Genomic DNA, 18772 nt, shown 5'->3' with positions numbered 1-18772 from the left:
TCGGGTGAACGCGGTGGTGGGCACCCGGCGCCGGAGGGACGATGAGTGCACCCGGCCGGGGAGCCCCTCCCCGGCCGCTCATCGCACAGAAGGACGGTCGGCGTGGCGCAGCTGCTGAAGGTGCAGAACTTCAACGTCTCCGCGGACGGGGTCGCCGCGGGGGCGGACCAGAGTCTGGAGCGCCCGTTCGGGCACGTCGATCCGGAGCGGATGTTCGCGTGGTGCCGGGACACGGCGAGCTGGCCCGGCCGGACCGACGGGGGCGGCAGCCGGGGGCTGGACGACTTCCTGGTCCGGGACTTCTCGCACCACATCGGCGCGGAGATCATGGGCCGGAACAAGTTCGGTCCGCTGCGCGGGCCGTGGCAGGACGAGGAGTGGCAGGGCTGGTGGGGCGACGAACCGCCGTTCCACACACCGGTGTTCGTCCTGACCCACCACGCCCGTCCGTCCCTCACCCTCTCGGACACCACGTTCCACTTCGTCTCCGGTGACCCCGCCTCCGTACTGGAGCAGGCCCGAACAGCCGCTCAGGGCAAGGACGTTCGCCTCGGCGGCGGGGTCACCACCGTCCGCCAGTTTCTCGAAGCGGACCTCGTGGACACCCTCCACATCGCCGTCTCCCCCTTCAGGATCGGCACAGGTCTGCGCCTCTGGAACTCCCCCGACGACCTCCTCGACCGCTTCCACCGTGACGTCGTACCGAGCCCGAGCGGGGTCACCCACCACCTGTACTGGCGGAAGTAGACGCCCTCATCCGCCCCAACCGCCTTATCCACATGGTGCGTTCAGAAGGAGCCCGTGCCCGTGATGTCGTCGTTCGCGGGCCGGCCGGACGGGTGGGCCCGGGTGTGGTGGGGGGTGGTCAGGTGGTCCAGGACGTTGGTGACGAGAAGGATGCGGTCGAGGACCGGGGGGCGGTTGTCGAGATGGAGGGTGGCGTCGGCGGCGCGGGTGTGGCGGTGGATCATCAGCAGGGCCGAGAGGCCGGTGGAGTCGATCCAGGTGAGTTCGTGGAAGTCGAGGTGGACGTCGTGCGGCCGGGGGTGTTCGGCGAGATGCCTCACCACGACGTGGACGAAGTCCTCGCTGGTGTCGTAGTCGAGTTCGCCCGAGATGCGCACGGTGAGGGTGGTGGGCTCGGGGAAGATGATCAGGGTGAACTCGGCGGGTGTCTTGTTCGTCATGCGCGGGTGTCGGGGCCGGTGAAGGGGCGGGAGCCCAGTGCGGCGGTCCCGGCCCGGAGCATTCCCACGGTGCGGGGGAAGTCGCGCAGCAGGCCGGAGAGGACGTCGAGGCCGGTGACGAGGGAGTGGGCGGGCACGTTCCGGGCGGCCAGGATTCCGGCGGTCCAGGTGAGGAAGCCGGTGAAGACCTCCGGGTCGTCCAGGTAGAGCGCGGTACCGAGGAAGTCCACGATGTGCGCGAGGTCCTCGGCGGTGCGTTCGCGCTGCGCGTCGTCGTAGCCACGCATCGCGGGGAAGCGGGCCTCTAGGTCGGCCAGGGTCTGTTTGACCAGTTGGGGGCGGGTCTGGACGACCATCGTGTACTCCTGGTCGGCCAGGTGGGGCAGGTCCTCGGACGCCTGGCGGATCGCGGCAGGGCGCGGCCGGGGCAGGCCCGCCTCCAGGACGGCCGCCGCGCCACGCGCGTCGGGGGCGTGTTCGTCGGCACCGAGCGCGCGGGCGTACCGGCCGTCGGGTCCGAAGGCGCGCCCGCCCGCGAGGACCGGGATGCCGATGGCCTGGCAGGCGGTGATCGCCGCGTGCGCGGTGGGCAGGTGGGTGGGGATCGAACCGGACAGCAGGACGGCGGCCGGGTCGGTGCGGTGCAGATGGGCGACGAGGTGCGGGGTCGGGGTCTGCGCGCCGAGGTAGTCCACCCGCCAGCCGCGCAGCCGTAGCGTCTCCGCGACGAGCCGGGCCGGGAAGGCGTGCCATTCGCCGTCCACGCAGCCGACGGTGACGCGCCCCCGGTGCGGGGCGCGGCGCCGGGTGTGCGGGCGGCGGTGCGCGAGGGAGGCGATGACCCGCTCGTTGATGGCGGTGGCGGCGTGCTCCTGGGCGACGCTGATGCGGTCGGCGGCCCATTCCGCACCGACGCGTTCCTGCACGGGGGCGATGATGTCGAGCAGCAGGGTCTCCTCGGTGACGCCCGCCTCCAGCGCGCCGTGGACGAGCTCCACGGCCCGCTCCTCATCGCCGTCCGCGACGGCGTGCCACAGCCGTTCCGGAAGCGGGTCCGGGTCCCGCACCGGTTCCGGGTCCGGTGTGCTGGGTTGTTTCACGGTGTCCTCCTGCTGTCCTGTCCCCGGCTGCGCGGCCGGGTCCGTCCCCGTGGGTGTCCGCCCGCGACGACGGCCGGGGCGGAGCGGGGGGCGGTGATGGCGACGGTGGCCATGTCGTCGTGCCGGGCCGGGCCGAGCCACTGGCCGACCAGCATCTGCACCCGCTCGACGACCGCTTCGGCGGGCATGCCCGCGCAGTCCGCGAGGGCGCGTCGCAGCCGCCGCTCACCGAAGAGTTCGTCGCCGAGCGGGCCGCCGCGCGCCTCGGTGATGCCGTCGGTGTACAGCAGGCAGCTCTCGCCGGGGGCGAGGACGACCTCGACGGTGGTGGCCTTCACCCGCGGCAGCACGCCCACCAGGCTGCCGCGCGCGGGTACTTCGGTGACGCTGCCGTCGGCGCGGACGACGAGCGGAGCGGGGTGGCCCGCGCTGGTCAGCCGTATCCGGACGCGTCCGGCGTGACGGCGTACGGAGGCCAGGACCAGGGTGACGAAGCGGGTGTGGTGGGAGGTGAGCAGGGCGCTGTTGAGCAGGTCGAGCAGGTGCTGGTGGTCACCGGCGAGCGGCAGCAGCGCGTGCAGCGTGTTGCGGATCTTGCCGGTGAGCACGGCGGCTTCGAGCCCCTTGCCCGCCACGTCCCCGAGCACGACGAGGGTCTCCTCGGTGGTGTCCGCTCCGGGGTGTACGTCGTAGAAGTCGCCGCCGACACGTTCCTGCTCCTTGGCCGCGCGGTAGCCGCCGCCGTACTCCACGCCGTGCACGGAGCCGAGTTTCGGCGGGAGCAGTTCGCGCATCAGGGTGGCGGTGATGGCGGCCTGTTCGCTGTAGAGGCGGGCGGCGGAGAGGGCGGCTCCGGCGCGCGCGGCGAAGAGCCGGGCGAAGATCTCCTCGCCCTCGGTGAACGCCCGCTCGGTGCTGGAGCGCAGCAGGATGAGCGCCCCGGCGGGCACACCGTGACCGGGGAGCGGGGCGACGATGACGGAGCCGACGGGGGCGGCGAAATCATGCGGTATCACCCAGTCGGGGATGTCGTCGGGGTTGATCCAGCGGGCCGGGACGGGCGGGAAGCCCTGGAGCGCCTCGCTGAGTCCGGGCACGCCGGAGATGTCCACGCGCCGGGTGACCTGGGTGGTGGGGCCGCCCTGGCGGGCGTAGGTGAGGGCGTAACGCCGCCCCTGTGGAGGCGCGACGAGTACCGCCGCCTCGGCGAGATGTTCCGCGGCCATCGACGCGGCCACCTCCATGCAGCGCGGTACGTTCAGCGTGGACAGCAGGGCGCTGGAGACCTCGGAGAGGATCTCGGAGCGGCGTTGTGCGTTGCCGAGGGCTGTCTCGGCCTCGCGTCGTTCGGTCTCGTCGGCCAGCCACCACACCACGTCGCCGTCACCGGCCTCGGTGGGATGGGCCTCGAAGAGACGGTCGTTGATGATTCCGGTCAGGGGTCCGGCGGAGGTGCGGCGCAGTCCGTCGCTGATGCGCTGATGGGCGTCGGCGAGCCAGGCGGGCACCCGCTCGTGCAGCCAGTCTCCGCTGACGGCGGCGGGCAGGAGGTGCCGGGCGGCCTCGTTGATCCTCAGCAGACCGCCGTGCCGGTCCACGACCAGTACGGGGTGGGGAGCCTCGGTCCAGGTCTCACCGACACGGCGGTCGGCGTCGGGCGAGCGGAGCCTTTCGGCGGGCGCGGACAGCCCGTCGGCGGGTGCGGGCACCCTTCCGGTGGGGGCGGGCAGCCCTGCGGCGGACGCGGGCGGCCCCGAGGCGGACGCGGCGAGGTCCGCGCCGGGTGAACGGCCCGAGGAAGCCGGGGAACTGGGGTATGCAGACACATTCGGGCACGCGCCGAGCGCACCTCACCACCTTTCTGCGACCGGTGTCGAAATGTCGTGCGGTCACCGTCCCCCATCGTCTGTCGGTGCTGCAACCCCTGTGGATAACTCCTCAGTTGCTGTGCGGGGCAAGGAACTCCCGGTCATGAAAGGAGAACTCGGCCGGTTTTCCGAGGAGTACACCGGAGCCTCATCACTCGAAGGGATGAATATCCGGCGCCGCGTTCCCCGGAACGGAAATACAGTGCTCCGCTTTTCGTCGGACGCCTCGGGCAGACCGGCCCCGGCACAACCCAACGTGAGGCTCTGCCCAATTGACCGGCGATTACCTCCATCGAGTGACTTTGACAGCGGACGGTGAGGGGTACGCGGCGAGATGCACCGGCCCGGATCGCCGGAGCGATCCCGGAGGAGGGAGCCGACGGCTCCCCCGGGGAACAGCGTCCCGAGGGACGGAAGGCGGGCGGCGTGGGAAACAAGGAGCTGGGAGACGGCATGCGGCGAGCGGCGGACCGTAGGACGGCGGAGGCGCGGCGCGACGGCGGGCGGCGAATATCAGCGCGGCCGTTCCCCGGCGTGGCCCTCTCTCTCCACCCCGGCGGAGCCGTCTCTCTCCACCCCGGCGATATCCGGGACGGCGACCGGGATTCCCACGGCAGGCCCACCGCCACGGGGGAATACGTGGACACGGCAGGAGTCCCATGATTCCCGCCCAGCCCGGCACGGACCGGGAACAGCGGAAACCGTCGTTCGAGGTGCGGGTGAACGAGGGCGGTGCGCGTCGCCTCGTACGTCTGGACGGGCGGGTGGAATGGCACGACGAACAGGCGCTGCGGGCGGGGCTCGACCGGCTCACCGCGGGGACGCCGCCGGAGATCGTGGTGGATCTGCGGCGACTGGAATTCGCGGACTCCACGCTGCTGCATCTGCTGCTGGAACTCCAGCGTCATCAACAGGCGCACGGAATGCGGATGCTGGTCGGAGAACCCGGTCACGCGATCGTACGGCGCCTCTTCGACGTGACGGGCACGCGGACGTACTTCACCTTCACGGCACTGTGAGCGCGGCCACCGGGTTCACCCGAGCAGGATCGTCACCGTGATGGTCTTGCCGTCGTCCCGAGGCTCGACGCACACCTTGTCGCACAGCCGGTGAACCAGTGGCCAGCCGAACCCGCCCAGGGTGGAAAGGTCGTTGGGGCGCAGCTCGGGCGCTTCCAAGGAGCGGTCGCTGACCGCGAGGTGCAGGGCGCCGTCGTGGGCGGTCGCCCGGAAGCCGGTCAGGCCGCCGCCGTGCCGGTCGGCGTTGGTGATCAGTTCGGTGGTGACGAGAAGGGCGTCGGTGATGACGGTGTCCGCGACACCCTCCGTGTCCACGTCCGCATCCGCGCCCGTGTCCACCCGCGCCCCTGTGCCTCCCGCGCCCTCACGACGGCTGTCGAAGTGGGCGGTCAGCAGCGTACGCACCTCGTCGCGGGCCTCTGCCGGGGTGACCCGGCGACCGGTGTCCGCCCGTGGTTCTTCTTCCGTCGTCATCGTCGCCTCCTCCCCCTGTACGGGACCCGACGCCATTCGTCCACACCATTCGCCTGCCCGGAGCCCCGCGTCGCACACAGTGACTTCCGTGAAGGTGTCACCGGCGCGCGGACTCGGCCGCCCGGCGCAGGCCCTCCTCCGGGGTGGCGGCCACCGCGAACGCGTCGAAGGTGTTCGTGATGTCCAGCAGCCGCGCGACCGGCGGGCTGGGCGCGGCCAGCACCAGCGGCAGCCCCGCCGCCGTGTGCAGCCGCTGGGCGTGCAGGAGTTCGTGCAGCAGCGAGGAGTCCGCGAATGAGACGTCCGACAGATCGACCACGGTCGCACGGCCTCCGGGCACCAGCGCAGCCGCCAGTCCCCCGCCGTCCTCGCCGGCCTCGACTTCTCCGCGCAGTCGTACGACGCACACCCCGCCGACGACCGCCCGGCTCACCACCATCTCGGTCATGGTCCCCATTATTTCAAACCGTGAAATCTCCTCGTGCCCGGACTCACTCGGGTCATGCGTGGGGCGGGTTCATGGGCCTGCCCGCCGGGGGACGGGCGCGAGGGCGGTGGAGGTGCCGGGACGGGGCCGGGTGGACGGGGCCGGGCAACCGGGCTCAGGTGGCGGGCGTTCGGGCCAGGCAGGCCAGGGCCGCCGCCGCCATCGCCGCCGTGCCCGTGCCCAGCGTGAGACGGGGGTCGGGGAGGAAACGCGGGGAGTGGTTGGTGGGGAGGGTGGCCAGTTTGGCGGCGGGGTCGGCGCCGGGGGCGGCGGACCACTGGGCGGGGCCGGTCGCGCCGAGCATCCAGTAGGCGCCCCGGATGCCGGGGTGGCCGTGCAGGGGGGCACCGGCGCCGGTGAGGAGGGGGAAGTCCTCGGTGGCCGCCGAGCCGGGCCAGCCGGTGACACGGGCCGGGCCGAAGCTCGCCCGGTGGGCGGCGCGGACGGCCTCCGCGGTGTCCGGGTCGGACCGGGTGACGCCGGAGCGGGACAGCACGGTGAGGGTGACGCGGGGCGGTACGGCGGCGGAGGCGGCCTCCGCGCGCACCGCTCGTTCGACGGCCGCCGTCGCCCCGCGCACCGCCGACTCCGAGAACGCCCTTACGGACACACGGAGTTCGGCACGCGTCGGGATCACGTTCGCGGCCGGATCGCCGTCCCCGGTGTGCAGCGCGGAGGCGGTGACGTACGGGCCGCCGGGGCGGGACAGGGCGGCGAGGCGCAGGACGGACGCGGCGGCCGCCCGCAGCGGGTCGGCCGCGAGGTGTGCGGTGGCCACATGGCCACCGTCGCCCTCGAATACCACCGAGAGCGCGGTGCTCGCCGCGAGGACCGGGCCGTCCGCGTGCGCGACCATGCCCGCCGGGAAGGGCGCCGTGTGCTGGGCGAGGACCGTACCGGGCACCGTGATCCGCTCGTACAGCCCGTCCGCCAGCAGCGCGCCGGCCCCGCTCAACGTCTCCTCGGCGGGCTGGCCGACGACGAGCAGCGTGCCGCGCCAGCGGTCCCGGCGCGCGGCGAGCAGACGGGCCGCCGCCGCGGCACAAGCCAGGTGTACGTCGTGGCCGCACGCGTGCGACACCGGCACCGCGCGCCCGTCCGGGCCGGGTGCGGTGGCCGTACTGGCGTACGCGGCGCCGGTGGCCTCGGCCACGGGCAGGGCGTCCAGTTCGGCACGCAGCAGGACGGCGGGGCCGTCGCCGTTGCGGAGTTCGGCGGCGACGCCGTGTCCGCCGACGCCCCGCAGGACGCGGAAGCCGTCCGCCTCCAGCCAGTTGGCGAACGTGGCGGCGGTGCGGGCCTCGGCGCCGGAGAGTTCGGGGTGCCGGTGGAGGTCGAGATAGAGGTCGAGGGTGGCGGGGAGAAGGGCCGCCTCGCCCAACTCCCCTCCCGCTCTGGCCGGTTCCTCGTTCCTGGGCGAACTCATCGAAGGCAGCTCCTCGTTCGGGCCGTGTCAGTGAGGTGACAGTGGACGGTCATGGGGGTGAGGGCGGACGCGCGTAGAAAGAAGGTGCCGTGGGGCTGCCGGGGTGTGTGCCGGGGGTTCCGCGGTCCGGGCTGTCCCGCCCGGTGTCCCGTTCCCGCTTCAGAAGGAGTCGTCATGGCCGACAGCACCCTGTCCTCCCTCGCCCAGGAGATCCTCGACCTTGAGTCGGAGACCTTCGAGATCACCGACTACTCGGACGCCAGCGAGGTCATGCTCGGCTCGTCCACCAGCTGCTCCTCCACGAGCACCTGTTCCAGCACGACCAGCACCACCTCCTGCACCGCCTGACACCGGTCGGCGCCCGCACCGGGTGCCGGGTCCGCCGAAGCCCCCGGAGCGCTCACGTTCCGGGGGCTTTCGCGGACGGCCCCGACGGGCCGCGTCGCCCGCCCGTCAGGGGAAGGGGTGCGGCACCCGTCTCAACTCCCCCTCCTGCAAAGGTGCTTGTGTCAGCCCCGCCCGGAAGGGCGCCGTCCGCAGCCGGGGCATGTGCAGGGCCCGCTGCCGCGACCAGCCGAAGTCGATCGGCAGCAGTCCCGGTGCCAGCGTGGCCACCGTGCGCAGTCCCATCCGCCGCTGCTCCGGGGTCGTCTGGTCCACGGCGATCACATCGCATCCGGCACCCGCGAGGAGATCCCGCAGATGGGTCAGGTCGTCCAACAGATCTGTCGTACGCGGCCGTTGGCCCTCCCACGCCCCGAACAGCTCGGCCAGCGGTGCCGTGCGGGGCGGCTCCAGATAGCTGCGGGCGTGTTGGCGCATGACCGGCAGTCCGTACAGCGCCGCGTGGTCAGGGAGTCGTTTCACCAAGTCGAAGTCCGTCGCCATCAGGCTGAGTTCCTCGGGCCGCTCCCCCACCTGGCGGGGCAGGTGGGGGATGTACGTGAGGATCTCGGAGAGCGCCGACTCGACGGCCGTCTCGGGGTCGAAGGAGGCCCCGGCGGCGAAGGCGAGGGTGCCGGGGCCGTCGTCGCGGCGGACGGCGAGGCCGGTCACGACGGGCAGCGGCAGATCCACCCGGTTGTCGAAGACGTGCACGTCGTAGCCCTGGAGGGCGGCGCGGGCGGTCATGGCCCGCACTTCCGGGGAGCCGACCGAGGCGAGGTCGATCTCGGGCAGCGGCAGGTTCCCGTACCAGCCGAGCAGGAAGGCGTCCCGCTCGATCAGTTCGAGCAGCCCGAAGAGGATCGCCTCCTCCGGACTCCCGCCCGTGGCACAGCCGTTGGAGCATTCGAAGACGAAGTTGTCCGCGTGGGTGCCCGCGCTGTAGTAGACGAGCCGGGCGGGGACGAGGACGGGGCGTTCGTCGCGCAGGGACCAGCCGGTGACCCAGGGAATGGGCCTGGCCGGGTCGAACGGCCGGACCATCGGGTCCCCGGCGTAGGTACGGGGTGCGTAGAGCCCGCAGACGCGCGGGTCCAGGGCGCGGTCGCCGAGGTCGTCCAGCGCGGCGGTGACCACCGGCGCCCGGTGTCTGCGGTGCGTGCCCGCGTACCGTTCCAGCCCTTCCAGCCAGGCCAGGTTCCGGCTGCGGGCGAAGGAGTTGGCCTGGCCGCTCCAGGTCACGTCCGTGAGTCCCGCGTAGCCCCGCATGAAGACGCTGCCCGCGACCGGCGCCGTGGTGGGTGAGGTCACGTCGGTCCAGGTGCCGCCGCCGAGCACCCCGCACACCGGGTTGGCGAGGCCCTTCACGGGGAGGGCGTAGTCGGCGGGGCGGCGTGAACGGTAGGCGTCCGGACGGGACTTGGGGCGGGAGCGCAGCGGGGGCACGGTGGCCTCGGCGGCGGCCCGCCGTGCGGCGGCCCCGGTCGGGGGACGGCAGTGCGGGCACATCGGCTCGGGGACCAGCGGGAAGGTGCGCAACCGCAGGGTTTCCAGGTCGAGTTCGGTGACCTGGGGCAGGGTGCCGTCGGCGCCGGGCGCGGTGTGGCGGGCGGCGCCGGAGGCGATCAGGCGGTGCGTCTGCCAGACGGCGTCCACCGTGTGGTCGGGCAGCGCGGGCCAGCGCCCGGCGGTCATGGTCTCGGCACCGGTCTCCAGGGCGTCCCGCTCGGTCCGGGTCCGCAGCCGCTGGCGGCGCATGGCGAGGCAGGTGCCGCAGGCGGGTTCCGTGTCCGGGCCGCCGCCCCACGGGCCGAGGAGGACCGCCTGCGCGGTCAGATGAATCCCGGCGAGCGACGACGGCGCCACCTCATCCGCCGCGTCGGACGAGTTCGGTGCGCCCAGTACGTTCGTGTCCCCCATCCGGGACACGGACGGCGGTGGTGTTCCCGCGTGGGCGGCGCGGGCGGCGAGGCGGGTTTCGAGGTCGGCGCGGGCTGCCTCCAGCGGGGCCGCGCGCACCGGGACGGGGGCGGTGGTCGTCACGGCCGGTTGCTCCAGCGGAAGATGCGTACGGCGATCAGTCCGAACACCAGGGCGAACACGGCGAGTCCGGCGCAGTCCAGCCAGATGTCCCCGAGGCCGCCGCGTCCGCCCATCGCGTCGGTGACACCGTCGTTGAGGTAGTGCAGCGGCAGCACCTTGGCGACGGTGCGCAGCCAGCCCGGCATGAGGTCGTCGGGGAAGAACGAGCCGGACAGGAACGCCATCGGCACCATCAGGATGTTGGCGATGGCGGCGACCGCCTCCGGGGTGTTGGCGACGCTGCCGACGATCAGCCCGAGCGCGAGGAAGGCGGTGACGCCGAGCACCAGCAGCGGCAGCACCGCCCACCAGGGACCGGTCAGCTTGAGCCCGAAGAAGGGGAGCAGGGCGACGGCGGTGAACAGCACGGTCTGCACGAGGGCCGCGGCGACCGCCACCGTCCAGCGGGAGGCGATCAGCGTGCGCAACGGGGTCGGGGTGCGCCAGATCAGCCGGAGCAGATCGTCGCGGCGCCACTGCATCAGCGCGAACCCCACCGAGAAGACCGAGGCGTTGCCCACCCCCCAGGAGAGCACGCCCGGCGCGATGTAGTTGATGGACGACAGGCCGCCCTTGACCTGCTGGCCCTGGAAGATCAGGCCGAACAGCACGAGGAAGGCCAGCGGGAAGGCGAAGGTGAAGAACAGGGTGGTCTTGTCGCGCACGCCGGCGACATAGGTGGCCCTGGTCAGTGCGGCGTACGCGCTCAACGGTCGTGCTCCGTTCGGGTCGCGGCGGGGGCGGGGCGGTCGGTGGGGGTGAGGCCGCCCGTGGGGGCGGGCGCGCTGTCGGCGGCGGGAGCGCCCCCGTGGCCGGTCAGCGCGAGGTACGCGTCCTCCAGGGTGGCGGTGCGCACGGTGATGTCGTCGATGTCCACGAGGTCGCCGAGGCCGGTGAGGACGCGGTTGGCGGAGGCCGTCTCGATGACGAGGTCGTCGCCCTCGACGGTGGCGCGGTCCACGCCGGTCACGGCGAGCGCGGCCTCCGGGGAGATACGGGACGCGGGCAGCAGCAGCCGCGTGGGGGCGGCGAGCGAGCGGATGAGGCTGCGCGGGGCGTCCAGGGCGGCGAGGCGGCCCTCGGTGACGATCGCCACGCGGTCGCAGAGCGCCTCGGCCTCGTCCAGGTAGTGCGTGGTGCAGATGATGGTGCGCCCCTCGGAGCGCAACGACCTGAGCAGGGACCAGAGTTCACGCCGCGCCTCGGGGTCGAGGGCGGCGGTCGGCTCGTCCAGGAAGATCAGTTCGGGCTCGTTGAGCAGCGCGGTGGCGAGGGCGAGGCGCTGCCGCTGCCCGCCGGACAGGTGGTCGATACGGGCCTTCTCCTTGCCGGTGAGCCCGACCCGCTCCAACGCGGCCCTGGCGGCGGGCGCGGCGTCCATGCCGTACAACGCGGCGACGGTGCGCAGGTGTTCGCCCGCGGTGAGGCGGGCGAAGAACGCGGATGCCTGGGTCTGCACGCCGATCCGCGCGAGGAGCGCCGGGTCGCGCGGCCAGGGACTCCGGCCGAGCAGGCTCACTGTCCCGGAGTCGGGTCGGCGCATGCCTTCCACGATCTCCACCAGGGTGGTCTTTCCGGCGCCGTTGGGGCCGAGGATGCCGAAGAACTCGCCCTTGCGCACGGCGAAGGAGACGCCGTCCAGCGCCGTCACCTCTCCGTACCGCTTGGTGATGCCGTCCAGCACGACGACCGTCTCGGCCTCGCTGCCGTTCTCGGGTGCGCTCATCTCGCCTTTCCTCACGTGATGTGCCGGGTGGTGGGTGGGTCGGTGCGCGGACTGGTGCGCCGGTTCCGGTGCGGGCGCCGCGGGGGACGCGGACGGGAGCGGGGGCGGGGTGCGGCGGGCGCGGGCCGTGCGGCCGTACGCCCCGAGTGCCCACAGCAGCAGGACGGCCGCGAGGGCGGCGGGCGGAAGGCTCCACGCCAGCGCCGCCCGCCCGTCGGGCAGCACGGCCCGCAGCACGGAGCCCGCGAGGAGCAGCAGCGCGGCGGTCTGTACGGCGGTAAGCAGCGCGAACCCACCATAGAAGAACCGTAGTTGACGTGGGTAGGCGGCGATGCCGGGGCCGCGCCGGAGGAGTCCGCGCACGGTGTCGGTGAGGAACACGCGGCTGCCGGGGGCCAGTTCGGTGATGCCGAGGGCGTGGCCGAGGGCCTTGTAGCCGTCGAGGGGTGGCAGCGGGAGCAGGTTGGCGAGGCCGCCGACCGTGCCGAGCAGCAGGAGGGCGCCGAGCGCGGGGCGGGCCTGGGCGCCGGTCGGCAGGAGGGCCCAGAGCGCGTAGAACGGCAGCAGGAAGAGGATGTTGACGAAGGCGCCCGCGCAGGCGGTGGCGACTTTGCGGGCGCGGCTGCCGAGGAACTGCACGTCCTCTACCTCGCAGTACAGATAGGTGGCACCGAGCGTCCAGCGCAGCCCTATCTCCTTGACGTGCCCGCCGAACGCGCGGGCGAACAGCCCGTGGGCCAGCTCGTGCAGGGCGAGCGAGCACCACAGGACGCAGCCCACGGCGAGCAGCAGCACCGGTTGCTCCAGCACCAGTTGGGTCTGTCGCCACAGCGTGCCCGCCTGCGCGGTGACCGCCACGAGCAGTGCCACGGCCACGGCGGTGAGCGCGACGAGTACCGGGGGCCGCCGGGCGGGCGCGGTGACGCGGTGCAGCCGGTCCATGAGCGCGGGGGCGTCCGCGACGAGCCGGGTGCGCCCCGCGAGGATGCCGTTGGGGCGGGCCGGGGGGTCGGCGGCGGGCGCCGCCGGGGCGGCCGGGGCGCCGTCGAGCAGACCCCGGCCGTGCAGCAGTCCGAGCAGCTGCCCCCACTGCCGCTCGCCCAGCCGGGTGCCGAACTCCCCCGTGTACGCCTGTCCGATCTCGGCGAGCGAACGGGTGCCGTCCAGGCGGCTGATCAGGAAGTGTTCCTTGGGGCCGACCTCCATGCGCCGCCCGGTGCGCGGGTCCTTCAGCAGATGAATCCGCGCCGTGCCGCGCACCAGGGTGGGGCCCTGGACGAGGTCGGGGCGGACGCGCGGCCGGGCGGCGAGGAAGGCGTCCGTGGTCATCCGGCGGCCTCCGGTGCCCCGGCGCGCAGGGCGCGGCCGAGGACGTAGGAGAGGAACGCCTCGTCCCGGACGGTCATGCCGAGCCGGTTGTTGGTCATGTGCAGATACGGCGAGAGCAGCATCGGCAGGACCTGGGCGGGGTCGGTGAGGTGGAGGTCGCGGGTGCCGTCCCAGGAGCGGAAGGTCAGCTCGCCCTCGCGGGCCAACTCCTCTGCCCGGTCGCGGAGTTCGACGCTGTGTGCGGCCCAGCCGCGCAGGAAGGCGGGGAGGCTGCCGTGGTCGCCGTGGGCGACGGCGTCCCGGATGTGCCGGAAGCGGGCCGGGAGGGTGTCGCCCATCGTGGTGTACGCGCGGTCGTAGCCGTCGTCGGCCGTGTAGTTGGTGCCGCTGAACGCACTGTTCCAGAAGGCGTGGTAGCGGTCGAGGAAGGCCATGAGTGCCTCGTCGTCGGGCAGGAAGGTGCCCGCCATGACCATCATGAGCTGGGCGGAGAGTCCGAGCAGCACGGTGCGCAGATGCAGGTTCATGGTGCGGGCGGCCTCGATGACGAGGTCGCTGGAGTGCTGGAAGTGCCATTCCGCGAGGGCGACTCCGGCCGGTCCGCCGTACTTGCCGTACTCGGGTTCGTAGGGCCGGTCCTCGAAGGTGTTGTTGGGGCGCAGCGACATCCGCCCGTCCGGGCCGAGGAGTTCGGCCCGCTGGTCCTCGGTGTACTCCAGCGTGAACAGGGTCTCGTACAGCTCGGCGAGGAATCCCGCCTTCACCTCGTACAGCGCGGGGCGTTCGCGCAGGAACGCGGCGAGCGCGGTGTGCGCCCGGTCCCGTACGGCACCGGTGTCGGCGGCGCGGGCGGGCTTGAGGCGGAGCCGGAGGTGGGGGCCCTCCAGCCAGTAGTTGATGAAGAAGTACCCGGTGATCAGGCCCTCTTGGGTGAGCGCGTCCACCAGGGGCCGCACGCACTGGAGCAGCAGGGGGCGGGGGCTGGCCGCGTAGAAGACGTGGACGGCGATCCAGTCGCCGGGAGCCGGCTCGGCCGGTGTGGCCGCCGCTTCGGCGGTGGGTACGGGCGCGGGGCCGGTCGGTGCGGTCATCGGGCGGGGTCCTGTTCGGTCCGGGCGGGCGGGGTGGCCGGGGTGGCCGGGGCGAGGGAGGCGGCGGGTGGGGCGGCCGGGGCGGGCAGCATTTCGACGGCGAGTTCGGCGACGTGTCGGCCGCGCGGGGAGGTGAGGTGCAGTTCGTCCTCGCCGGGGAGCATCTCCTCGAAGACGGTGCGGGCGCGGTGCCCCGCGAGGAGGGCTTCGAGGGCGGTCAGTGACAGGGGGCTGGCGAAATCGACGTACTGCGGTTTGGAGCCGCCGAACCAGCCGCCCGGCGCCTCGTCCGCCGTCTGCCGGTGGACGGTGGCGAAGACCTGTTCGGGCAGGCCGTGCCGGGTGCGCCAGCGGTGCCAGGCGAGGAACCACTCGCCGTCCGGGGTGCCGGGGGCGCGCAGCGGGAGGCTGCCGTCGGCGGCCGTCCAGGAGCGGCGCTGGAGGACGAGCCGGTGATGGCGGACGCGGGGGCGGCGGGTGACGCCCGCGTCGTCGGGGCCCGCCGGGACGCCCCGCCACACGTCGAGGACGGCGCGGGCGGTCGGGGAGAACAGCAGCAGGGTGCGGGGGATCTCGGGCAGCACCATCGGGACGAGGTAGCCGAGGTAGAGGGGGACGACCTCGCGGCCGAGGCGGCGGGAGCGGAGTGCGAGCCGGTCGGTGGTCGCGTCGTGCACGGCGTAGAGGTCGTCCAGGTGGAGGCGGGCGTCCTCGGGGGCGGTGCTGTGCTCGCCGGGGCAGACGATCTCGTAGTCGGTCAGGCGGCCGTGCAGGTTGAGGTTGGTGGTGGCGGACCCGGCGGTGATCTCCGCGAACACGGCGCCTGTGGGCAGGAGTTGCCGGAGCCGGTCGCGGAGTGCCGTGGTGAGGGTGGCGTCGGACGGGGCGGTGTCGGACCGGTGGGCGTCGGCCGGGAGGGCGTCGGCGGTCCGGCGGGCACCGGTGCTTCCGCCTGTGTCGAAGCAGTGGGTGAAGCGGGTGAACGGGAAGCAGAGGCCGCCGAAGGAGTCGTTGAGGACGGCGAGCGGGCCGTCCGCGCGGCGGGCGAGCTGGAGGAAGTGGGCGTGGGGCTGGAAGGCGGGCACGGCCGGGGCGAGTTCGGCGGCCACGTCGTCCACGAGCCGGTCGTCGATGACCAACTCTTCTGCTTCCTCGGGCAGTTCGGACCACGCTGTCCGCACCCGGTCGGTGAGGGTCGCGCGGGCGCGGTCCACGGCGGTGATCTCCGGGAGGCCGAGCCAGTTCTCCTCGGGGGCGTGGCTGCCGTCGGGCAGGAAGTCGTCCTTGGTGGCGGTGAACTGGAGGTACTGCCGGAAGATGTCCTCGTGGAAGTCGTGGACGAGCCGCAGCACGTCCTCGCAGCGTCCGCCCCTGCCGTGGCGGGCGAGGAAGAAGCCCTTGAGAGTGAGGCGTTGGGGCAGGGCCACGTCGAAGCCGGGCAGCACGCGTCCGATGGAGGCGAGGGGTGCGGTGATCGGCGTCCACTCGGCGAGGTCGGCGCTCGCCGTTCCGGCGGACACGTCCTCGTAGACGAGGGTCTGCGGGAGGACGGGGTGTTCGGCGCCCACGTCGCTTTGCAGGGTGAGGAGTTCGGCGCGCAGTCGGGTGAGGAGGGCGCGTCGGCCGGGGACGTCCGCGTGCGGGTAGCGGGCGAGCGCGTCGGCGGGGCCGTCGAGGCGGGCGGCGAGGGCGCGTGCCCAGGGGCGGTCCAGGGCGTGCAGCGCGCGCTGGAAGGCGTGGAGCGGGTCTCCGCCGTGCACGCTCGTCGCCAGGGAGGGGAGTTGGAGGATGCCGAGGTCGCGCAGCGCGGTGAGGTAGTGCCCGGCCTCCTCCTCCCCGGCGCCGGTGGTGTCGGCCAGCCAGCGGGCCAGGTCGCCGTGGCGCAGGGTGCCGCCGTGGTCGTGCAGCAGGGCGAGCATGCCGTCCAGGGCGCCCTGGCGGCGCAGGAAGAACAGCCGGTCCTGGGCGGCGTCGAAGCTGACGGGCGCGCTGTCGTCGCCTGCGGTGACCGCCCGCTGGACGTAGCGGACCCGGTCCTCGTCCAGGGTCCAGCCGGAGGCGAGCGTCACGGGCAGGTCGGCGCGGCGCTCCGGGTCGGCCGCGATCAGCTCCGCGAGGCGGCTGAGGACGACGACGTTGAGGCGGACGTGACCGGTCCAGTCGTCGTGGACGTGGTCGGTACGCGTGTCGGGGTGGGGGTCGGGGTCGGGGTGGGTGCCGGTGCCGGTGCCGGGGTGGGCCCGGAACTCTCCGAGCGCCACTCCCCCCAGCGTGCTGAACGGACTGGTCTTGCAGGCCGTCCGGTACACGTACGACAGCAGTGAGCGTTCCATCTTGCGGGTCCGCTTGCCCGGTGCGGGTGTGCTGTCGGCGGCGAAGGCGTCGAGGCGTTCCTCCAGGGTGGGTGAGGCGAGGAGCAGGCCCCGGCGGAGGCGGTCGTCACGGGCGAGGGCGCGCAGCGCGGCGCGGGTGCGGGCGAAGCCGTCGGCGAGGACGCCGTCCCCGGCCCGGCGGAGTTCTTCCCAGCGTTCGCGGGCGTCGAGCCAGTCGGCCAGGTCGGACCCCACGGTGCCGTCGAGTGCGGCGGCGAGTGCGCGGGCCGCGTCCGGGTCGCCGGGCAGGCGGTTGTTGAAGACCTGGCGGCGCAGGGCGAGCAGGCGTCGGCGCAGCGCGGGGTCGTCGGTGGCGCCGACCGCCGCCGCGAGCGGGTCGCCGAGTCGGGCGCCGAGGGCACGCAGGGCGTCCTCACCGGCGGCGGTGCGTGCGGCCCAGTCGGTGGTGCCGGGGGCGCGCAGGGCGTGCACGGTGTCGAGGGGCAGTCCGGCGACGCGCAGCATGAACCGCCGGTGCGGGAGGGCGAGTCGGTCTGCGGCGCCCGTGTCCTGCGGGGCGGTGGTGGTGGTCGGGCTCACGCCCTCCCCCTTTCGCTCGTCAGGGCGCGACGATGTCGTAGCGGTAGTCGGCGGGGTGCGGGCGTTCGCCGCCGATCATCATGATCAGCAGGGGGATCTCGCCGCGTTCGGCGAGGCCGAGTTCCTCCTCGAAGGAGACGCTGTCGAAGCCGAGGGCGACTCCGCAGGCCGTCCCGGCGGCGGTGGCGGCGGTGTAGACGGCCTGGGCGGTGGCGCCGACGGCCGCGTTGACCAGGCGGTATCCCCGGTCCCCGACCTGGTCGAGCACCGCGTGCGTGCGGGCGGTGGGGACGAGTACGGCGGCGGCCTGCTCGACGTTGTAGTTGGCGAGGAAGTAGTTCCGCTGGAGGAAGGCGCCGTGGTCGCCCGCCTTGAGGAGGACGAGGTCGCCGGTGTCGCGGTCGTACTCGTAGAGCCCGGGGGGCACGTCGTGGACGTGGTTGACGAAGACGCAGAGCCGGGTGAGGGGGGCGCCGCCGGGGGTCTCGGTGTCGCTGTCGAGGGTTCCGGCGGCCACGGCGGCGGCCAGGGTCACGGCGAGTTGGGCCGGGTCGAGCGGGGTAAGTGCGGTGAATCGGCCGAAGCTGCTGCGCCGTTCGCGCAGTGCGCGCCGTACCGGCATGTCCAACTCGGTGGGCGCGGGCAGTGGAACGCGAGCGCCGGGTCCGGCGGGCGGGGCGAGGGCGGGGTCGAGGGCGCCGGGGGCGGGCCGGTCGGCGGCGCCCTCCAGGGTGGCGGTATGGATACGGCGCAGGGTCTCGAAGGAGAGCACACGGCGGGACCTCTCGTCGGGCACACGCCGCACCCGGGCACAAAAAGCTTCCTGTGCAACGGAGTTGGCGGGTGGGGTCGCCTCGCCGGGCCGCGCCTCCCAGCGCAGCGGTACGACCGCGAACACCCCGTCCTCGGCCGGGTCCAGCCCGAGCAGCCGCCCGAGTCGGGCCTCGTCGAACCAGAGCGCGGTGCCGAGCGCCAGACCGTGCGCGCGGGCCCACATCCGCCAGGTCTGCCAGAGGGCGCCGATGTCCATCGTGACGGCGTGGTAGCAGAAGCTGTTGTACTTGAAGGAGTTCTGCCAGAACGTGACACCCAGGACGAGGAACTGATCGGCACCGGCGGCGATTTCGAGGTCTCCGAGGGCGGCGCGGACCTCGCCGGTGACGTCGCCGGAGAGCAGCCGGGTGAAGCGGTGGCGCGGGGTGTCGTAGTAGTGGACGCCCGGTGTGAGGGGGCCGCTCGGGCCGCTGATCCAGTGCACGCCGACCGGGTAGAGACCGCCGCCGGAGGCGGTGCCGCGCGACCAGTTGGCGTGCGCGTGGAACGGCAGCGAGCCGAGGTCGGTGTTGGCCTGTACGGCGAGGCGGCGCCCGGTGAGGCCGTAGGAGTCGCGGAGCATCGCGCCCAGCCGGGGCAGGGTGAAGGCGCCGGTGCCGGGCTCCCCGAACAGGCCGCGTCCGAGGGTGGCGCCGGGCGCGCAGCCGCCGTCGGGCAGGGGGACGGACGGGGCGCCGGGGAAGTGCTTGCCCCTGCGGGGGCGGTCGGCCCAGTCGGGCACGAAGTCGGCCGGTTCCATCGGAATCCGGCCCCGCCGCATCACCGCGGTCGCGTACTCATGGGCGTATCCCATGATCACTCCCTAACTTCTTTTCGCTGGAGAGGAGTTGGGGCGTCCCGGAGGGGGCCGGGT

15 protein-coding genes are annotated in these 18772 nt (G+C 73.4%); 3 read left to right on the top strand and 12 right to left on the bottom strand.

Features of this window, described 5'->3' with window-relative positions; translation table 11 throughout:
- Positions 1-102 precede the first annotated feature (102 nt).
- Positions 103-747: a dihydrofolate reductase family protein gene (locus tag KUM39_RS06465; RefSeq protein ID WP_217784414.1), complete on the top strand. Its 645-nt coding sequence runs from the start codon at positions 103-105 to the stop codon at positions 745-747.
- Positions 748-788: 41 nt separating this feature from the next.
- On the opposite strand, the gene KUM39_RS06460 is transcribed toward KUM39_RS06465, so the two are convergent.
- Genes KUM39_RS06460 through KUM39_RS06450 form a run of 3 tightly spaced genes read right to left on the bottom strand, consistent with a single transcriptional unit; the run spans position 789 to position 3975 of the window.
- On the bottom strand, positions 789-1187 hold the full coding sequence (locus KUM39_RS06460; RefSeq protein ID WP_217784413.1) for an STAS domain-containing protein: 399 nt from the start codon (positions 1185-1187) through the stop codon (positions 789-791).
- Positions 1184-2287 (bottom strand): cobalamin B12-binding domain-containing protein, encoded by a 1104-nt coding sequence (locus KUM39_RS06455; protein WP_217784412.1) that lies wholly within the window; start codon positions 2285-2287, stop codon positions 1184-1186. Before KUM39_RS06455 ends, KUM39_RS06460 begins: the two co-directional genes overlap by 4 nt.
- A complete protein-coding gene (locus tag KUM39_RS06450; protein ID WP_372455718.1) occupies positions 2284-3975 on the bottom strand; it encodes a PP2C family protein-serine/threonine phosphatase in 1692 nt (563 codons plus the stop codon). The genes KUM39_RS06455 and KUM39_RS06450 overlap by 4 nt, the downstream gene beginning before the upstream one ends.
- 839 nt (positions 3976-4814) lie before the next feature.
- On the opposite strand from KUM39_RS06450, the gene KUM39_RS06445 reads away from it, so the two are divergent.
- Positions 4815-5174, top strand: coding sequence for an STAS domain-containing protein (locus KUM39_RS06445; protein ID WP_217784410.1), 360 nt, complete (start codon positions 4815-4817; stop codon positions 5172-5174).
- Positions 5175-5189: 15 nt separating this feature from the next.
- On the opposite strand, the gene KUM39_RS06440 is transcribed toward KUM39_RS06445, so the two are convergent.
- The 3 genes from KUM39_RS06440 to KUM39_RS06430 form a co-directional block, all read right to left on the bottom strand.
- Positions 5190-5648 (bottom strand): ATP-binding protein, encoded by a 459-nt coding sequence (locus KUM39_RS06440; RefSeq protein ID WP_217784409.1) that lies wholly within the window; start codon positions 5646-5648, stop codon positions 5190-5192.
- Between the two features lie 97 nt (positions 5649-5745).
- Positions 5746-6096 (bottom strand): STAS domain-containing protein, encoded by a 351-nt coding sequence (locus tag KUM39_RS06435; RefSeq protein WP_217784408.1) that lies wholly within the window; start codon positions 6094-6096, stop codon positions 5746-5748.
- A 154-nt stretch (positions 6097-6250) separates the two neighbouring features.
- Positions 6251-7561: an amidohydrolase gene (locus KUM39_RS06430; protein ID WP_217784407.1), complete on the bottom strand. Its 1311-nt coding sequence runs from the start codon at positions 7559-7561 to the stop codon at positions 6251-6253.
- A gap of 174 nt (positions 7562-7735) precedes the next feature.
- Between KUM39_RS06430 and KUM39_RS06425 the strand changes: the two genes are divergently transcribed.
- On the top strand, positions 7736-7909 hold the full coding sequence (locus tag KUM39_RS06425; protein WP_217784406.1) for a thiazolylpeptide-type bacteriocin: 174 nt from the start codon (positions 7736-7738) through the stop codon (positions 7907-7909).
- Between the two features lie 105 nt (positions 7910-8014).
- Here the strand turns inward: KUM39_RS06425 and KUM39_RS06420 are convergent, their stop codons facing one another.
- The 6 genes from KUM39_RS06420 to KUM39_RS06395 are packed head-to-tail and all read right to left on the bottom strand — an operon-like array spanning position 8015 to position 18712.
- On the bottom strand, positions 8015-9988 hold the full coding sequence (locus tag KUM39_RS06420; protein WP_308288055.1) for a TOMM precursor leader peptide-binding protein: 1974 nt from the start codon (positions 9986-9988) through the stop codon (positions 8015-8017).
- Positions 9985-10737, bottom strand: coding sequence for an ABC transporter permease (locus KUM39_RS06415; protein WP_217784405.1), 753 nt, complete (start codon positions 10735-10737; stop codon positions 9985-9987). Before KUM39_RS06415 ends, KUM39_RS06420 begins: the two co-directional genes overlap by 4 nt.
- Positions 10734-13082, bottom strand: coding sequence for an ATP-binding cassette domain-containing protein (locus tag KUM39_RS28750; RefSeq protein WP_372455715.1), 2349 nt, complete (start codon positions 13080-13082; stop codon positions 10734-10736). Before KUM39_RS28750 ends, KUM39_RS06415 begins: the two co-directional genes overlap by 4 nt.
- Entirely contained in the window at positions 13079-14173 is a 1095-nt protein-coding gene (locus KUM39_RS06405) for a lantibiotic dehydratase C-terminal domain-containing protein (RefSeq protein ID WP_217784404.1), read from the bottom strand. Before KUM39_RS06405 ends, KUM39_RS28750 begins: the two co-directional genes overlap by 4 nt.
- The gene (locus tag KUM39_RS06400; protein WP_308288054.1) at positions 14170-17085 is read right to left on the bottom strand and encodes a lantibiotic dehydratase; all 2916 of its coding nucleotides are present in this window, start codon (positions 17083-17085) and stop codon (positions 14170-14172) included. The genes KUM39_RS06405 and KUM39_RS06400 overlap by 4 nt, the downstream gene beginning before the upstream one ends.
- A 19-nt stretch (positions 17086-17104) precedes the next feature.
- Positions 17105-18712: a nitroreductase family protein gene (locus KUM39_RS06395; protein ID WP_217784403.1), complete on the bottom strand. Its 1608-nt coding sequence runs from the start codon at positions 18710-18712 to the stop codon at positions 17105-17107.
- Positions 18713-18772 lie beyond the last annotated feature (60 nt).

Source organism: Streptomyces corallincola, from assembly GCF_019104725.1.
Lineage (GTDB): Bacteria > Actinomycetota > Actinomycetes > Streptomycetales > Streptomycetaceae > Streptomyces > Streptomyces corallincola.
This window is presented reverse-complemented; position numbering and strand designations above follow the sequence as displayed.

Excerpts from the sequence above, each read along its gene's own strand:
- KUM39_RS06460 (WP_217784413.1), bottom strand. The coding sequence starts at position 1,187 with ATGACGAACAAGACACCCGCCGAGTTCACCCTGATCATCTTCCCCGAG.
- KUM39_RS06445 (WP_217784410.1), top strand. The coding sequence starts at position 4,815 with ATGATTCCCGCCCAGCCCGGCACGGACCGGGAACAGCGGAAACCGTCG.
- KUM39_RS06440 (WP_217784409.1), bottom strand. The coding sequence starts at position 5,648 with ATGACGACGGAAGAAGAACCACGGGCGGACACCGGTCGCCGGGTCACC.
- KUM39_RS06435 (WP_217784408.1), bottom strand. The coding sequence starts at position 6,096 with ATGACCGAGATGGTGGTGAGCCGGGCGGTCGTCGGCGGGGTGTGCGTC.
- KUM39_RS06430 (WP_217784407.1), bottom strand. The coding sequence starts at position 7,561 with ATGAGTTCGCCCAGGAACGAGGAACCGGCCAGAGCGGGAGGGGAGTTG.
- KUM39_RS06425 (WP_217784406.1), top strand. The coding sequence starts at position 7,736 with ATGGCCGACAGCACCCTGTCCTCCCTCGCCCAGGAGATCCTCGACCTT.
- KUM39_RS28750 (WP_372455715.1), bottom strand. The coding sequence starts at position 13,082 with ATGACCACGGACGCCTTCCTCGCCGCCCGGCCGCGCGTCCGCCCCGAC.
- KUM39_RS06405 (WP_217784404.1), bottom strand. The coding sequence starts at position 14,173 with ATGACCGCACCGACCGGCCCCGCGCCCGTACCCACCGCCGAAGCGGCG.
- KUM39_RS06395 (WP_217784403.1), bottom strand. The coding sequence starts at position 18,712 with ATGGGATACGCCCATGAGTACGCGACCGCGGTGATGCGGCGGGGCCGG.